The sequence below is a fragment of the Rhizobium sp. SYY.PMSO genome, assembly GCF_046840415.1.
Lineage (GTDB): Bacteria > Pseudomonadota > Alphaproteobacteria > Rhizobiales > Rhizobiaceae > Rhizobium.
Genome location: NZ_CP177351.1, coordinates 411664 through 428380 on the forward strand (window position 1 = coordinate 411664; position 16717 = coordinate 428380).

A 16717-nucleotide genomic window follows, 5' to 3' on the forward strand; every position below is an offset into this window, starting at 1 on the left:
CAGCAGTATGGATGACAAGCTCGAAGTATGGCGATCGATGGCTGAGCGTGAGTTGAAAGGCTCAACCGAGGCCCTCACCTGGCGCACGCCCGAGGGCATCGACGTAAAGCCCGTTTATACCGCCCACGATCTTGAGGGTATTGGGCATCTGGATACGATGCCTGGAATGAAACCCTTCGTGCGCGGGCCGCGCGCCACCATGTATGCCGGCCGCCCGTGGACGATCCGCCAGTATGCCGGCTTTTCCACGGCTGAAGAGTCCAACGCCTTCTACCGCCGCAATCTCGCGGCCGGCCAGAAGGGTCTGTCGGTCGCATTCGACCTTGCGACCCACCGCGGCTATGACAGCGACCATCCGCGCGTGGAGGGCGATGTCGGCAAGGCGGGCGTGGCGATCGACAGCGTCGAGGACATGAAGATCCTCTTCGATGGCATTCCGCTGAAGGAAATGTCCGTTTCCATGACGATGAACGGTGCGGTCATCCCGATCCTCGCCAACTTCATCGTTGCCGGCGAGGAGCAGGGCGTCTCGCGCGCCGAACTGTCCGGGACTATCCAGAACGACATCCTCAAGGAGTTCATGGTCCGCAACACCTACATCTACCCTCCGGCGCCCTCGATGCGCATTATTGCCGACATCATCGAGTACACGGCAAAGGAAATGCCGCGCTTCAATTCGATCTCGATTTCCGGTTATCATATGCAGGAAGCCGGGGCGACGCTGGTGCAGGAACTGGCCTTCACCCTGGCCGACGGCCGCGAATATGTGCGGGCCGCCCTCGCCAAGGGGCTGAATGTCGATGATTTCGCCGGTCGGCTGTCCTTTTTCTTCGCGATCGGCATGAACTTCTTCATGGAAGCCGCCAAGCTGCGCGCCGCGCGCCTTCTGTGGACCCGCATCATGGAAGAGTTCGAGCCGAAGAAGGCCGGCTCGCTGATGCTGCGCACCCATTGCCAGACTTCGGGCGTGTCGCTGCAGGAGCAGGACCCCTACAACAATATCATCCGTACCGCCTACGAGGCGTTGTCGGCCGTGCTCGGCGGCACGCAGTCGCTGCATACCAATGCGCTGGACGAAGCAATCGCCCTTCCGACGGAGTTTTCCGCCCGCATCGCGCGCAACACCCAGCTCATTCTTCAGCACGAGACGGGCGTGACCAAGGTGGTCGATCCGCTTGCAGGCTCCTACTACGTGGAAACCCTGACGAACGAGCTGGCGGAAAAGGCCTGGGCGCTGATCGAAGAGGTCGAGGCGATGGGCGGCATGACCGCGGCGGTGGCGGACGGCCTGCCGAAGCGCCTGATCGAGCAAGCCGCGACATTGCGCCAGGCGAAGGTCGATCGGGGCGAAGAAATCATCGTCGGCGTCAACAAGTATCGTCTGGAAAACGAAGATCCAATCGACATTCTGGCGATCGACAATACCGCGGTGCGCAAGTCGCAAATCGCGCGGCTGGAAAAGACCCGGCGCCAGCGCGACCCGGAGACCGTGGAGCAGGCGCTAGCCAGGCTGGCCGAGGTCGCGCGCACCGGCGCGGGCAATCTGCTCGAGGCGGCAGTCGAGGCGGCGCGCGCGCGGGCAACCGTCGGCGAAATCTCCGACGCCATGCGCGAGTCCTTCGGCGATCATGCCGCCGTGCCGGAAGTCGTCGGCGATATTTACGGCCCGGCCTATGAGAACGATCCGGAATACAGGACGCTGACCAGCCGGCTTTCCGACTATGCATCCTTGCACAGCAGGAAGCCGAAGATCATGGTGGCGAAGCTCGGCCAGGATGGTCACGATCGGGGCGCGAAGATCATCGCCTCTGCCTTCGGGGATATCGGGTTTGACGTGCTGGCCGGCCCGTTGTTCCAGACGCCTGACGAAGCGGCGGAGATGGCGGTGCAAAACGGGGTTCAGGTCGTGGGAATGTCGTCGCTCGCGGCAGGCCACAAGACGCTTGCGCCGCAACTGGTCGAAGCGCTGAAAGCGAAGGGCGCCAGTGATGTGATCGTCGTCGTTGGCGGGGTCATACCACGCCAGGACTATGAGTTTCTGATGGAGAATGGCGTTTCGGCCGTCTTTGGGCCGGGCACCAATGTTCTCGATGCGGCAAATGCCGTCATCGACCTTCTCGAAGGCAAGCGCCGCAACCAGTGAGGATTGGATGATAAGTTCGCTCAATCATGTGGCGATCGCCGTTCCTGATCTGGAAACGGCAGCTGCCCAGTACCGTTCGCTCGGAGCAGATGTTTCCGAGGCGCAGGATCTGCCGGAACATGGCGTAACCGTCGTTTTCATCAAGTTGCGCAATACCAAAATTGAACTGCTTTATCCGCTGGGCGACGACTCTCCGATCGCAAGCTTTCTAAGCAAGAACCCGGCGGGCGGTATTCACCACCTCTGCTTCGAGGTGGCGGATATCGACGCCGCACAGAGCAGGATCACCGAGATCGGCGCGCGCGTTCTGGGAGACGGCAGACCCAAAATCGGCGCGCATGGCAAGCCGGTGATCTTTGGCCATCCCAAGGACTTCCAGGGTGCGCTCGTGGAGTTCGAACAAACATAATCCGTTTCGCTCGAGCCGACATGGGAAGGCGCCGCGTTCGCGCCGGATTTGCCGTTCGCTGTCGCTATTCCGCACCCCCTGTGTGTGGAGGTTTCCCGCCTCGCAGCGTCAGCTCTTTCGTGCCCACAATATCCAGATGAAGAATGGCGCACCGATCAGGGAAGCCATCAATCCGGCAGGCATTTCGTAAGGGAAGAGCAGCGTTCGGCCCAGCCAATCGGCGGCGAGCATGATGACGGCACCGATGGCTGCCGCGCCGAAGAGCTGCGCCGTCGGTTGCCGAATGCCCCAATGCGCGGCGAGCCGGGGTGCCATCAGGCCGACGAAAGCGAGCGGCCCGACGATGAGCGTGGCGGCTGCGGCCAGTGCCGCAGCGAGGAGAACCAGCATGAACAGCGCCCGCTGTGCATGAAGTCCCGCGGCCCGGGCCGCCGCATGCCCTAGCGGCAGGAGGTCTAGCCAACGCCGCAGCAGCGGCACGACGGCGAGGAAGGCAAGCGCCAGAGCGAGGCCCGTCAGCGCCTGCCCGGCACTGACCTGACCGGTCGAACCGGCCATCCATAGTTTCAGGTTCTGTAACGGCGGCGCCCCGGTGGCAAGCGCAGCGACGACGATGGCGTTTGTTAGCGCCGCGATGGCGACGCCGCTGATCAGAAACCGATCCGAGCTGAAGCTCGTGCTGCGTCCAAGCGCCAGAAGGGCCGCAGTGACCGCGCCGGCGCCGCCGCACATCGCGGCAAACTGCCATCCGGCTCCGGCAGCTGGAGCAACAAGCGCAAGGATGACAAGCGCCAAGGTCGCCCCGCCGCCAAGACCGAGGATTTCCGGACTGGCCAGATCGTTACCTGTGATGCGCTGGAGGATGGCGCCTGAAAGTGCGAGCATGGCACCGGCCGCCGCCGTGCCGGTTGCGCGGGGGCCGCGCCAGGCAACAAGGCCGTCCAGCTGCTCCGGACTTGCCCAGTACCAGCCGCCGACGCCTTTCCCCAGGTCCAGCGCGATCATTGCCAGTATCGTCAGCAGGCCCACGGCGCCGAGGACGATTGCCCAGGGGCGCCTGCTGCGCGCCGTCATGTTGATGCCCGGACCTGGCGGATCGGCCGGAAGCGAGCCGCGCAAAAGCATGGCAAGCAGAACCGGCGCGCCGATCAGCGCGGTCGCGGCTCCGGCCGGGAGCCATTCCCGTCCGCCGCCGGTACCGAGCAGAAGGCATTGATCCGTCGACCACAGCAGACCGGCGCCGATCATGGGCGCGTAAACGATCTGTTGGCGCAATGTCCTTGCGCCGGCGAAGCGTGCCATCGCGGGGGCGATCAGACCGATGAAGCCTATGATGCCGACCGTGCAGACCACGGAAACGGAGAGATAGACCGCGATCACGAGCCCCGCCAGCCGAGTCCAGATTACAGGCAGGCCGATGCTGCGCGCCGCCGCGTCATCAAGCCCGAGCAGCGTCAAGGGGCGAGCGAGCACGCCGAGGGCTGCAGCGCAGCAGGCGAGACGCGGTAGAAGCGTCACGACCGTGCTCCAGTCGTTCTGGCTGAGCGAGCCGCCTCCCCACAGATAAAGGGAAAGGTCATAGGGATTGGCATAAAGGAGCAGCACGGAACTCACAGATCCGCAGATGAAGCTGACGATGAGGCCGGCAAGGATCAACGCCCCCGGAGCAAGGCCTCGCCGCCAGGAAAGGGCAAAGACCAGCAAGGTCGCAGCCGCGCCTCCGGCAAGAGCCGTCAATTCACGGCTCACGCCGAAAAGGCCCGGAAACAGGACCGTGCCGACTGTAAGCGCCAGATAAGCGCCCGCCGAGGTGCCGAGTGTTGCTGGCTCGGCCAATGGATTGCGTGCGATCTGCTGAAATACGACGCCCGCAAGAGCAAGGGCCATGCCGGCAAGAATGGCCGTGAGCGCCCGCGGCAACTGGCTGTAAAGGGCAACGAGCTGTCGAGGATCGGTGAAGTCGGGATGCGTGAGCGCGCGTTGCCACAGCGCAAGCGGCAGCTCCCGTTCGAGCCCGCATAACGACAGTGCCGCCGCCAGCACGATGAGGCCAATGGCTGGAATATGGCCTTTCAGAGCAAGGATCTGTCTCATCCGTTTACCTGTCGACGGCCGCGGCGATCGCGGCGGCAATTCTTGTGGCCGAGGGCAGGCCGCCATAAGCCCATAGCGAAGGCAGTGACACGGCTCGCTGGGCGCGGACTTGCGGCAGGTTTTGCCAGAAGAATCCGGATCTGATGGAGGCCACATCGACTTGGGGGAGGGCGAAATAAATCAGGATTGCCTCGGGAACGGCGGCGAAGGCTTCCAGCCCTACGACCGACAGTCCCCAGAAATCAGCCTTGCCCGTCCAGGCATTGCTGATGCCGATCCGATCCAGAACTCCCTGGACAAGACTACCCTTGCCGAAGACCGCCGCATGGTGTTCGTCCTGCAGTTGAACGACGAAGACCGGCCGCTGTGTCTTGCCCGCCAGGGACCGGCGCAGCTGCTGGAGAGCGGCCGCGGTCGTTCCGCGCAGCTCGGCCGCCTGCTCCTGCGCGGCCATCGCCTTACCAAGCAGCGACGTCGCCTGTTCGGCCATGGCAAGGGGCTCGTCCTCAGTCCCGTAGATCGTAAATGTGTGCACCGGGGCAAAGCGCTCGAGTGACGAGCGCATATAGGCCTGGGCCGAGTTGATTACGATCAGGCTTGGCTTGAGCGCGTAAAGCGCCTCGGCATTCGGCGCCAGCCGCAGCCCGACATCGACTGTTTCGAGCCGCGCGCATTGTGCATCGGCAACAACCTTGTTGTAGGCGTCGCGCTCGGCCAGACCCGTTGGCGGACTGGCCATGGCGATCATCGTTTCCGCCGCGCCCCAGTCGAGGGCGACGACGCGCTGGCTTGCGGCGAGACCAGCGCCGTTGAAAAGGCAGGCAAGTGCCCCGCCGCCGGCAAGCTTCAGCACGCTGCGCCGGCTGGCTGCCACGACACGGCGCCCGGTCTCTTTTCCGGCTTCGGCACCTTCCTGCTCCGGGACACCGTGCAACGCGGCTTACCAGCGATAACTCAAGGTCGCCAGCACGGTCCGGCCGGTGCCGTATTGGCAGGCGGCGGCGCTCTGGCAATAGGCGACATAGTTTCGGTTGAAGAGATTGCGCCCCGTCACCGCCAGCTGAAGTCCCTGCAGCTTCGGATTTCTGGCGCCGAAATCATACTTCACCGACGCGTCGAACAAGGTGTAGCTCGGCACCTTGGACGGCGTGTTCTCGTAGCCGCTCAATCCCCAGACGTTGTTGTTGGTGCCATAGGTCCAACCGACATAGCGTATGCCGCCGCCGAGGCTGAGGCCGGCGAGAGGCCCGTTGTCGAAGGTGTAGTTCCCCCATAGCGACGCAGCATTGCTGGGGATTCCGGACGGATGCTTGCCGACGTCGATGTTGTAAGCCGAATCCGTCTCGTTGGCTTTCGTCACGACATTGTCCAGATAGGTATAGGCGGCGACGAGATCGAGATTGTCGGTGAGGCTCGCATGCAGTTCCAGTTCGGCTCCGCGCGAGCGGATTTCGCCGCTCTGGACACTGAAGTTGGCATGGATGGGATCGGCCGTCAGGACGTTCTGTTGCGTCAGGTTGAAGAGGGAGACGGTCGCAAAGCTGTTGAAGCCAGTCGGCTGATATTTCAGGCCGACTTCGTATTGCTCGCCTTTGGTCGGTTTGAATGCGGCTCCGGAATAGCTCTGGCCGATCTGCGGCTGGAAGGAGGTCGCATAGCTGGCATAGGGCGCCAGACCATTGTCGAAGAGGTAGACGAGGCCCGCCCGCCAGGTAAAGGCACGGTCGGATTGCCTGGTGTCCGTATCGTTGATCCGGTCGTAATCACGGGAGTTCGTCCAGTCCTGGCGGCCTGACACCATGAAGCGCCAGTTCTCGAAACTGATCTGATCCTGGCCATAGGCGCCGAGCTGGTTCATGACGGCATCGTCGCTGCCCGTGGCGGCCGGCCTGGCGATATCGGCACCATAGTTCGGGTCATAGGCATCCAGGCCCGGAGTGGTGAAGAAATTCGAACCGTAGAGTTCCCGGTAATTGACGCGCTGGTAGTCGAGGCCGACGATCGCCTTGTGCGAAAGCGCGCCTGTATCGAAATCGGCCTCGACCTGATTGTCAGTCGTAAGCTGGCCGAGACTTTCGTCATTGAAGAAGGAGTAGCGGTTAAGCGTCCGGCCGTCGGCCGCAAACCCGTTGGCAAAGACGTTCTGAAGATCGTCCTTGAGGTGAGTGTAACGGAGATTGGAGCGTATCGTCCATGTGTCGTCGAACCGGTGCTCGAACTGATAGCCGATATTGTATTCCTCGCGCGAGTGACGATCAAATCCGGGTTCTCCGGGATTAAGCGAGGAGGAAATCCTGCCGTTCGGATTGGCAAGCACGGTGCCGAGCGCCGGCACGAAATTATAATAGCCTGCCTCCGGATCATCCTGGTAGCTGGACAGCAACGTCAGCGTGGTGTCCGCATCGGGTTGCCAGGTAAATGCAGGGGCAATGGAAAATCGGCGTTCCTTGGTGCCGTCGACCTGTGTGTCGCTGTTCCGGAAGGTGCCGGTCAGACGATAGAGGAATGCATCGGTGGATGGCGCGGGGCCGCCGAAATCGAAGGCCGTTCCGGCATAGTTGTGGCTGCCGACAGTCGCCTGCACCTCGCCGAAAGCATCCTGTGTCGGCTTCTTGCTGACGAGATTGACGATTCCGCCGGGATAGGTCTGTCCGTAGAGCACCGACGCGGGGCCGTGCAGTATCTCGATGCGGTCGAGATCGTAGGGCTCGTAGGATGGCAGGTTGTAGGCAATGTTGGGCAGACGCAGGCCGTCGAGATATTTTTCCATCTGGAAGCCCCGGCCGGTCAAATACTCGAAGCCGGACATGTTGACGCCACGCTGCTCGGCGACGACGCCGGAACTGTAGCTGAGCGCCTGAGCAACGCTTTGAGCGCCCTGGGCATCCATCTGCTTGCGCGTGACGACGGAAATGGCCTGCGGCGTCTCGATGATCGGCGTATTCGTCTTTGTTCCAGCAGCGCTCTGCGTCGCCACATAGCCAACCGTGCCGTCGCCGCTTCCATGGACGGTGATCGGCGCCAGCGCGGTCGCCCCGTCGCTGGTGTCCGCCGCATCCCCGCCGGCACCTGCACTGATGGTCACTTTGGTCGCGCCGGTAAACCGGAAGCTCAGTCCCGTACCGGCCAGCAGCCTTGTGAGCGCGGCTTGAGGCGAGAGCTTGCCTCTCACGCCGGCCGTGCGCAGCCCGCTCGTGATCGACGCATTGTAGAGGACCTGGATGCCGCTGGAGGCGCCAAAACTGGTCAGTGCGCCGTCGAGGCTGCCCGCGGCGATGGAGTAGCTTGTCGTCGTCTGCGCGCAGGCGATAGTGGCCGACGCAAGAACGGCGACGAGGGCGGTGCCGCCCGGAAGGCTGTGAAAACGATTGAAAAGTCGCGCCCGTCCGAGCCAATAGGTAAACTGCAACATGTAACGCCCTCAATGCGATCAGCCGCGCAAACTCTCCCGCGGCACCCATTGAAGAAAACGATCACAAATCGCGAACCCGAAATTCAATTCAGGTTTTTCGCGGATTTTTTTGCAGATAATTTTAAAGGAGCACGACAACGCTGCCGGGCAGGCTGACGGGCCGTGCATGCAGCGTGGCCTCAAGATGCGACAATACCTCTTCCGGCCGGTCGAGGTGGAAGACACCCGAGATGCGCCTTGCCTGCAAGGAGCTGTTGGCGACAATGATCTTGCCACGGCGATGCCGGTTGAGATCCGAGACGACGTCCGCGACCGTACGGTTCTTGAACACCAGCAGTCCGTTGCGCCAGGCGGCAGAGGTGGCAATGTCCGCCTTGGTCTTTTCACTCAGGCCGTCTGCCGAATAGTTGACGGCTTCTCCCTGGATCAGGTCGTCACGCCCACGACATTCGACACCGACATGGCCGCGCAAACACTCCACGGAGACCTCGTCCGTTGCGAGGCTGACGGCAAAGGATGCATCCGAACCCATCGTCCGTCCGTTTGCCGCCGAGACGGTGAACGGCCGCGCAGAATCATGCGCGACGTCGAAGACCGCGGCGCCCGCGACAAGGCTTGCCTGCCGCTCTGTTTGCGAGAAGCGCACAGACAATGCCGTGCCGCCATCGAGCGCCGCAGTCGACCCGTCGGGCATGCGGATGGTGCGTTGTTCGCCGATCGCGGTCGTGTAGTCGGCAAGCAGCATGCCCATCGAAGGAATGATGCCAAGCTCCATCAGGCAGAATGCAGCGCCGGCCGAACCAGCCGCGAGGCTGCCTGCGGCCAGGAACCGCCGTCTCGTGACGGCGGCGCGGGGCCGCGCCAGCTGCGTTTTCAGCGCCGGCCCAAGCCTGTTCCAGGTCTGCGCCGCGTCCTGGAACGCGCTTTCATGTGCCGGGCTTTGCGCGCGCCAGCGCTTAAGAGCATTCGCATCCGCAACCGTCGCGTCGCCGGATGTCAGCCGGACGATCCAGGTCGTCGCTTCCTTTTTCAGAGCGTCGATATCCTGGTCCAAATCCCGATCCCTTGCCAAAATGAATTCATGGATGCGCGTACATCCCATGCTATTAACGCTTGAAAATTGAAAAGTCGAAAGGCCGCGCCGGTCCGGTCGCTCAAATTCTGTTCTTGTCGTCCAGCCGCCGACGGCAATAGTCGCAAGCCTTGCGGATTTCCAGTTCGACGGTACGGACCGAAAGGTCGAATTCCTTGGCGATTTCGGCATGGGGGCGCTGCTGCAGCCGGCTGGCGGTCAACATCTGCCTTTGGCGCGCCGGAAGTTCGTTGATGATTTCCATCAGGCAACGAAGCTGATCGCGATCCTGGGCGGTCTTTTCCGGCCCCGCTCGCTGGTCGGCAACCTCCAGCAGATCGGCCACCTCGCGCTTCCCGAGCCGGCGGCTCTCCGCTCTGCCGTGATCGAGCGCAAGGGTGCGTGCAATGCGCATGAGATAGGGGATAGGAGCCGCAATGGCTGCCGCGCCGTTCCTGGCGAGCTTGATCCAGGCTTCCTGAAACAGATCGTCGACGTCTTCGCGGGATTTCGTTTTCGAGCGCAGATAGCGGCGCAGTTGGGTCTCATGACCAGAAAAGATCGCCAACAGTTCATCGTTGTGGTCTGTCATGAAGAGGTCCCGAGCGACGCCTCGTCCGCGTCGCGACAGCAATAGTATGCGCAGGTCGGGCTGGCAATAGTGGATTATTATAATCCAGTTTCTGGCGGTTTCGGACGGGCGATGACATGCGCGTCACGCCCAGATGGGGCTCGGCGGCTTTCGGCAACCTGCCGGCTACAAGAGCTTTTCAAAGTCGACGCTCGTATCCATGCCGGTCTTGGAGGGATAGGAAAAACTGCCGAAGTCGCTGTAGCCGCACTTTTTCCAGAAGCTCAGTGCCTTTGGCGCTTGGGCATCGGCATGCAGATAAGCGACGTCATATTCCAAGCTCAAGGCATCCCGCTCCAGACGGGTTGCGATTTGAGAGCCCAGGCCTGCTCCTCGAAAATCCGGATCGAGATAGACCCGAACGATCTGGCAAATTTCCGCGTCATCGCTATAGCGCTTGGCGATCCTTTGGCCTGTCGAAGGTTTACGCTTCAGGTCGTAGACGCCTCCGGTCGCTATGATCGCCCCGGAACCGTCGCGGACATGATAGAACGAGCCACGGTTTTCCCGAGAGAACCAGTTGCCGTCGCCATCGAGCAAAAGGGAATCGAGATCGGCGTGCCACTCCTTCGTATAATCAATGCCATAGAAATCCTTGATGATCTTAAGACAGAACTCCCGGATTTCAGAGGCAACATCTGTTCCACGGGCGGATTCGTCTCGAAGATTTTGAAACTGAAATTCCATGCTCCTCAACCCGTTCAGATGGGGAATTCAGGCTGGATGAGCGGTTCCGCATTTCACGGAATCGCTCTATCTCTTTGTTTTCACGCAATTCCGGACGGAAAATCATTGCGCTCTTTTGATCGGCGGTGCCATTCAGCCGCCGGCATCGAGGCGCTTCGGAGCCGTCGACCGCTTTTTTGAAGACGCCAAATCGGAAAAGGCGAAGGCGGCCGACATCCGCAAATTTGCCTAGGATTGGATCTTGAGCGCCTGCACCAAATCCTGCTCGAGATCGACCGGGTCTTCGAGGCCGATGGAAAGCCGGATGAGCTGCGGGCCGATTCCGGTTGCGGACCTTCGGTCTTCCGGAACGGCTGCATGTGTCAGCGATGCCGGGTGCTGGATGAGGCTCTCGACGCTTCCGAGGCTGACGGCGAAGCGGAAATAGCGGGTTGCCGTCAGCACGCGTTCCACGCGGACGATATCGCCCGCGAGCTCGATGGAAATGACGCAGCCGAAGTTGAACATCTGCCGGGCTGCCAGCGCATGCTGCGGATGGCTTTCCAAACCGGGATACACGACCCGGTCGAGACGCAATTCATCGGCTCGCCGCTGCAGGCTGGTGGCGAGCGACAGGGCCGAGGCGGATTGCCGCGCGCTGCGGATTTCCAGCGTCTTCAGTGAGCGGTGAAGCAGGGCGCAGTCCGTCGGCGACATCACCGCGCCGAGAGCGTTCTGCAGATACTTTATCCGCTCGGCAAGCCCTGCCGGCGCGGTGGCGGAAACAGCGACGACACCGCCCAGAAGATCGGAGTGGCCGTTGAGCATCTTCGTTGCCGAGTGCACGACGACATGGATACCGTGCTCGATCGGACGCTGGCCCGCGGGCGAGGAAAACGTGCTGTCGCAGACGGTGATTGCATTCACCTCGTTGCCGATCCGGGCAACGGCGGACAGGTCCACGATACGCAGCGTCGGGTTGGACGGCGTTTCGAACCAGAGCAGGCTCGGCCGATGCGCCGCGACTGCCTGCTTCAGGGCGTCGATGTCCGAGAAATCGACGAAATTTATCCTGTGGCCCGCCGTCACCGGCCTGACGTCTGCCAGCAGCCGGTAGACGCCGCCGTAGAGGTCGTGATGCGCCAGGATCGAGGAGCCGGCCGGCAAAGCCTCAAGCAATGTCGCCGCGGCCGAGAGGCCGCTCGGGAAGACGTGAGCGGTCTCCGCACCTTCGAGATCTGCGAGGCAAAGCTCCAGCATGTTGCGTGTCGGGTTGCCGCTGCGGGAATAGTCGAACCCTTTGCTGCGGCCGATGCCGTCCTGAACGAAGGTCGTTGCATGATAGACGGGGGGAATGACGGCGCCGGTCAAGGGATCGGGTTCCTGCCCGACATGGACGGCGCGGGTCGCGAAGGCCGCCTGATTGCGATTAAGCTCGTTTGCCACATTATTCCTTTCGATTTTGCCGAACGGCTGCAGCCTGAATCGCGGCCAATAACGACAATCATGTCCCGGAAGACCGAAATGACACTGACTTCTTACAAGTTCATGAGCAAGCCGAATTATCCATGCATGAACTGGGACGGCGAGGCGGAGATGCGAACCTGCGTCGGGGTCTTGCCGTAGATGCTCCTGAAGGACCCGGGTAAATGTACCGTGCTTGAAAAGCCAATCTCCATCGCGATATCGATGATGGATAAGAAAATATTCCTGACATAAATATATAAAGATTTATTTATGCCACTTGACTTTGGCGCTCCGTTGGTAAGAATCCGCGTGTCATGGTTCTCTGGGGCAGCTTGTCTGCCTTGGAGCTAAGAGGGAATCCGGTGAGCCGAGAAATCGGTTATTCCGGGGCTGCCCCCGCAACTGTAAACGGCGAGCCGCTGTCCACGACGTCACTGAGGCGACCAGCCTTGGGAAGACGGACAAAGGCGATAACCCGTGAGCCAGGAGACCTGCCAGGACAAGATAACGTCCACGGGCGGGGTGTCCCGGTGGTTGCTGCGACGGTTCCGAAAGGACCGTATTTGCACGCGTCCGCTTTACCCATGCCCCCTCAAACCAATGGGGTATGACAGTGTCACAGAACAACATTGCAGTAGCATCGCTCGGCTTTCCGAGAATCGGCCGGCATCGCGAGCTGAAATTCGCGCTTGAAGGCTTCTGGTCCGGCAAGATCGCAGAATCCGAATTACTTGAGACGGCCAGGAAGCTTCGGGCTGAAAACTGGTCTCTCCAGCGCGACTGCGGGATCACGCGCATCCCTTCCAACGATTTCTCCTTCTACGACCATGTGCTCGATACGGCCGTGATGGTAGGTGCCATCCCGTCCGTCTACGGCTGGACGGGCGGCGACGTCCTGCTGTCAACCTACTTCGCCATGGCGCGCGGCAGCCAGGGCGACGGTCATGCCGATTGCGGCCATACGCATCATGGTCACGGCGTGCCGGCGCTCGAAATGACCAAGTGGTTCGACACGAACTACCACTACATGGTGCCCGAAGTTTCCGAGGAGCAGGAATTCACGCTGACCTCGCAGAAGCCCCTCGACCATTTCCTGGAAGCCAGGGCGCTGGGCATTCACACCCGCCCGGTCGTGCTGGGGCCTGTTACCTTCCTGAAGCTCGCCAAGGCGCGCTCGGCAATCTTCAAGCCGCTGGATCTGCTGCCGAAACTGCTGCCGGTCTATGAAGAGCTGCTGCGCCGTCTCGCCGCTGCGGGTGCCGACTGGGTGCAGATCGATGAGCCGATCTCCGTCCTCGACCTGACCGAGGGCGAGCGTCACGCGCTTTCCGTCACCTACAAGACCCTGACGCAGGCCGTGCCGGAACTGAAGATCATGCTGGCGACCTATTTCGGCGGCCTGGCAGATAATCTTGCCGCCGTTGCCGCCCTGCCGGTCGCCGGTCTGCATGTCGATCTGCTGCGGGCTCCGGAGCAGCTCGACGATGTCTTGAAGGCCGTTCGCAAGGATCAGGTCCTGTCGCTCGGCGTTATCGACGGACGCAACATCTGGCGGGCCGACCTTGCCTCGATCCTCAACCGCCTTCAGCCGGTCGTGGCTGCCCGCGGCGGCGGCGGAGTGGAAGTGGCGACCTCGTGCTCGCTGCTCCATGTGCCGATCGATCTCGAGCTTGAGACGGCGCTCGATGCCGAGTTGAAGAGCTGGCTGGCATTCGCGACGCAGAAGCTCTCGGAGCTCTCCATTCTGGGTCGCGGTCTTTCCGAGGGCAAGGCTGCCGTCGCTGCCGAAGTCGACGCGGCCTCCAGAGCCATCGCCGCACGCGCCTCTTCCCCGAAAGTTACCGATCCGCTGGTGCGGGGTCGCATCGCCGGCATCGATGCGGGCATGAGGCAGCGCAAAAGCGCGTTTGCGGTGCGGCGCGCAGCACAGGCGGAAGCGATCAGGCTACCGCTCTTCCCGACGACGACGATCGGCTCCTTCCCTCAGACGCCGGAGGTTCGCAAGGTCCGTTCGGCGCATGCCAAGGGTACGCTGAGCTATGTCGACTACGAAGCTTTCCTGCGCAAGGAAACGGAGGCAACCATTCGCTGGCAGGAGGAAATCGGCCTCGACGTGCTGGTTCATGGCGAGTTCGAGCGCAACGACATGGTGCAGTATTTCGGCGAGCAGCTCTCGGGCTTCGCCTTCACCCAGCATGCCTGGGTGCAGAGCTATGGCTCTCGCTATGTCCGTCCGCCGATCATCTTCGGCGACGTTTCCAGGCCGAACCCGATGACGGTCCGCTGGTGGCAGTATTCGCAGTCGCTCACGGACAAGCCCGTCAAAGGCATGCTCACCGGTCCCGTCACGATTCTCAACTGGTCGTTCGTGCGTGACGATATTCCGCGCAGCGAGACGTGCCGGCAGATCGCGCTGGCCATCCGCGACGAGGTCAACGATCTCGAAGCCGCGGGCGCCAAGATGATCCAGATCGATGAAGCGGCCCTTCGCGAAGGCCTTCCGCTTCGCCACAAGGATTGGAAAACCTATCTCGATTGGGCGGTTGAAAGCTTCCGCATTTGCTCGAGCGGCGTCGACGATAAGACCCAGATTCACACGCATATGTGCTACTCCGAGTTCAATCAGATCATCGACGCCATCGCTGCGATGGATGCCGACGTTATTTCCATCGAGACTTCCCGGTCGAAGATGGAACTGCTCGATGCCTTCAGGAACTTCAAGTATCCGAACGAAATCGGCCCAGGTGTCTACGACATCCATTCGCCGCGTGTCCCCGAAGTCGGCGAGATGACCGAGCTCTTGTCGCTGGCACGCCAGCGGCTGCAGGACCGGCAGCTCTGGGTCAATCCCGATTGCGGACTGAAGACCCGCAAGTGGGACGAGGTCCGGCCGGCACTCGTCAATATGGTGCAGGCTGCAGCCGAGTTGCGCAAGGCCGCTCAGTAAAGCGATCTGATGGTCCGGCCAATCGCCGGACCATCCATCTTGTTAACCGGCAATCCGCTTTGGAAGTTGCGGCTTCTGCGAGCGACGCTGCCGACCGGCTCCCAAGTCGATCCCGTCAATGCTGCCAGCCTCTCCTTGTTCGTGATGGAGGAATTTGACATGACTTCGAGATCCGAAAGCCGTAACGGCGATCTGCGCATCTCCTTCGAGTTCTTTCCGCCGAAGTCGGAAGAGGCCGAGCAGCAATTGTGGAACACGGTTGCGGATCTGAGCGGCTGGGAGCCCGAGTTCGTCTCCGTGACCTATGGGGCAGGCGGCTCGACCAAGGCGCCGACGCTGTCGGCCGTGCGGCGGGTGATCCATGAGACGCCGTTCACGACCGCGTCGCATCTGACCTGTGTCGGCGCGACGCGCGAGGACACGCACCGGATGATCGACGAGTTCCTGGCGGCCGGCTGGCTCGATGCGCGTTTCGAGGGACTGGACGACAATACCGAGGAGCGGGCCAAGGTTGCAGCCGATGTCGCCGCCGAGCAGATCCGGGATCTGATGCGCCGCGGCATCCACGAGTTTCATCTCTATACGATGAACCGCTCGCCGCTGGTTTCCGCTTCGATCGAAAATATTCCCCAAGCAAATGCCGGCAATGCACGAGCTGGGCTTAAGCGGCCACGACCCGCTTCCGCGGGCGTATTGCCTTCACACGAACGCCTCGACCCGTTCCCAGGCGGCCGCCAGATGCCGTTCGATGATCTTCGACAGGCGATCGGCATCCCGCGCTTCGAAAGCTTCGATCATCTCTTCATGCTCGCGGACCGCCTTGGCCCAGTTCTCTTCGCCCTGATGCCCGACGAAGCGCACCCGCTTCAGGCGTCCCTGCAGCATGCCGTGGGTATAGGCCAGCGGCTCGTTGTCGGAAAGCGCCACGATGGCCGAGTGGATGTTCTGGTTCAGCTTGTAATATTCCATGCGCTTGCGCTCGCGATAATAGGCAAGCATCTGGTCATGCAGGGATCGGATATGCGCGATCTGCTCGTCGGTCGCACGCTCGCAGGCGATGCGTCCCGCAAGGCTCTCAAGGGTTCTGAGCACAAGCAACATGTCCTTGATGTCCTTGGCGTTGAACTGGCGCACAATGGCTCCTCGGGTCGGCACGAGCTCCACGAGCCCCTCGCTTGCCAGGAATTTTATCGCCTCGCGCAACGGCGTGCGGGAGACGCCGAGCCGCTGGCCCATCTGGGTCTCATGAATGCGCGAACCCGGCTGCAGCTCACCCTCGATGATCATGTCGCGCAGGCGATTGACGATCGCGTCGTGAAGGGACACGCGGGCGATCGGGCCGGACTCGCTGACAAATGCGCCCGATGTGCTCGAAACTGGGTCGGAGCCTGCCGCCATATCGATCCCCTAGCCTTTAGAAAATAATGATTTAGCTCTGGACGTACCTTTTCCGTCCACGTCTGTCCAGCCCTGATGCGGCATGTGGTATCATAATCTATTGCGTTCCGAATGTTGTATGCAAGATTTTCATCGTCAAGGGAATGCGTCGATAGCGTGCGGGCGGTTGCCTCAAAGCCAGCTGCAAGAACGAACAATTTCCACACCGTCCGCCGCCTCCGGGCCGCGCCTGCCATGGGCGGTCCTGCGGGAATCAGCCCCGAATTTGCAGCGCGACGCGATCGACGAGGTGGACGATACCGGCGAATGGCCGAGCGGAGCCAATATCGGCGCCGGCATGAAGCGGATCGTACGGCGGACCCGGCCCGGTGATGGATCGCAATGTCCATGTCGCGCTTTGCGCTGGATGCGATTGCCCATGGCGCGAATTTCGTTGACCATATACTGAACGGGCGGCAACCATGATCCATGGTGCCCG

11 protein-coding genes, 1 pseudogene and 1 riboswitch are annotated in these 16717 nt (G+C 61.7%); of the genes and pseudogenes, 4 read left to right on the forward strand and 8 right to left on the reverse strand.

What is annotated here, in order from left to right:
- The first annotated feature begins 7 nt into the window (after positions 1 to 7).
- Together scpA and mce are read left to right on the forward strand one after the other, a co-directional pair.
- Positions 8 to 2143, forward strand: a complete 2136-nt coding sequence (gene scpA / locus ACJJVH_RS28650) for a methylmalonyl-CoA mutase (protein WP_412066791.1) — start codon at positions 8 to 10, stop codon at positions 2141 to 2143.
- Between the two features lie 7 nt (positions 2144 to 2150).
- Positions 2151 to 2552: a methylmalonyl-CoA epimerase gene (gene mce / locus ACJJVH_RS28655; protein WP_412066942.1), complete on the forward strand. Its 402-nt coding sequence runs from the start codon at positions 2151 to 2153 to the stop codon at positions 2550 to 2552.
- 108 nt (positions 2553 to 2660) lie between these two features.
- On the opposite strand, the gene fhuB is transcribed toward mce, so the two are convergent.
- From fhuB to ACJJVH_RS28690, 7 genes are all read right to left on the reverse strand, one after another.
- Positions 2661 to 4646: a Fe(3+)-hydroxamate ABC transporter permease FhuB gene (gene fhuB / locus ACJJVH_RS28660; protein WP_412066792.1), complete on the reverse strand. Its 1986-nt coding sequence runs from the start codon at positions 4644 to 4646 to the stop codon at positions 2661 to 2663.
- 4 nt (positions 4647 to 4650) lie between these two features.
- Positions 4651 to 5520: an ABC transporter substrate-binding protein gene (locus ACJJVH_RS28665; protein WP_412066793.1), complete on the reverse strand. Its 870-nt coding sequence runs from the start codon at positions 5518 to 5520 to the stop codon at positions 4651 to 4653.
- Between the two features lie 66 nt (positions 5521 to 5586).
- Positions 5587 to 8058, reverse strand: coding sequence for a TonB-dependent siderophore receptor (locus ACJJVH_RS28670; RefSeq protein WP_412066794.1), 2472 nt, complete (start codon positions 8056 to 8058; stop codon positions 5587 to 5589).
- 121 nt (positions 8059 to 8179) lie between these two features.
- Complete coding sequence (locus ACJJVH_RS28675; protein ID WP_412066795.1) at positions 8180 to 9112, reverse strand: FecR family protein; 933 nt, start codon at positions 9110 to 9112, stop codon at positions 8180 to 8182.
- Between the two features lie 100 nt (positions 9113 to 9212).
- Positions 9213 to 9722 carry a sigma-70 family RNA polymerase sigma factor gene (locus ACJJVH_RS28680; protein ID WP_112795270.1) on the reverse strand — a complete coding sequence of 170 codons (510 nt, stop codon included), beginning with the start codon at positions 9720 to 9722 and terminating at the stop codon, positions 9213 to 9215.
- 165 nt (positions 9723 to 9887) lie between these two features.
- On the reverse strand, positions 9888 to 10448 hold the full coding sequence (locus ACJJVH_RS28685; protein WP_412066796.1) for a GNAT family N-acetyltransferase: 561 nt from the start codon (positions 10446 to 10448) through the stop codon (positions 9888 to 9890).
- A gap of 228 nt (positions 10449 to 10676) precedes the next feature.
- Positions 10677 to 11873 (reverse strand): trans-sulfuration enzyme family protein, encoded by a 1197-nt coding sequence (locus tag ACJJVH_RS28690; protein WP_412066797.1) that lies wholly within the window; start codon positions 11871 to 11873, stop codon positions 10677 to 10679.
- Between the two features lie 319 nt (positions 11874 to 12192).
- Positions 12193 to 12408, forward strand: a riboswitch (cobalamin riboswitch).
- 99 nt (positions 12409 to 12507) lie between these two features.
- On the opposite strand from ACJJVH_RS28690, the gene metE reads away from it, so the two are divergent.
- The gene (gene metE / locus ACJJVH_RS28695; protein WP_412066798.1) at positions 12508 to 14841 is read left to right on the forward strand and encodes a 5-methyltetrahydropteroyltriglutamate--homocysteine S-methyltransferase; all 2334 of its coding nucleotides are present in this window, start codon (positions 12508 to 12510) and stop codon (positions 14839 to 14841) included.
- 159 nt (positions 14842 to 15000) lie between these two features.
- Positions 15001 to 15501: pseudogene (locus tag ACJJVH_RS28700) on the forward strand (methylenetetrahydrofolate reductase); the annotation flags it as partial.
- A gap of 39 nt (positions 15502 to 15540) precedes the next feature.
- Here ACJJVH_RS28700 and ACJJVH_RS28705 read toward each other — a convergent pair.
- Entirely contained in the window at positions 15541 to 16239 is a 699-nt protein-coding gene (locus ACJJVH_RS28705) for a GntR family transcriptional regulator (RefSeq protein ID WP_112795275.1), read from the reverse strand.
- Positions 16240 to 16717: the final 478 nt, after the last annotated feature.

Excerpts from the sequence above, each read along its gene's own strand:
- ACJJVH_RS28670 (WP_412066794.1), bottom strand. The coding sequence starts at position 8,058 with ATGTTGCAGTTTACCTATTGGCTCGGACGGGCGCGACTTTTCAATCGT.
- ACJJVH_RS28685 (WP_412066796.1), bottom strand. The coding sequence starts at position 10,448 with ATGGAATTTCAGTTTCAAAATCTTCGAGACGAATCCGCCCGTGGAACA.
- ACJJVH_RS28680 (WP_112795270.1), bottom strand. The coding sequence starts at position 9,722 with ATGACAGACCACAACGATGAACTGTTGGCGATCTTTTCTGGTCATGAG.
- fhuB (WP_412066792.1), bottom strand. The coding sequence starts at position 4,646 with ATGAGACAGATCCTTGCTCTGAAAGGCCATATTCCAGCCATTGGCCTC.
- ACJJVH_RS28705 (WP_112795275.1), bottom strand. The coding sequence starts at position 16,239 with ATGGCGGCAGGCTCCGACCCAGTTTCGAGCACATCGGGCGCATTTGTC.
- scpA (WP_412066791.1), top strand. The coding sequence starts at position 8 with ATGGATGACAAGCTCGAAGTATGGCGATCGATGGCTGAGCGTGAGTTG.
- mce (WP_412066942.1), top strand. The coding sequence starts at position 2,151 with ATGATAAGTTCGCTCAATCATGTGGCGATCGCCGTTCCTGATCTGGAA.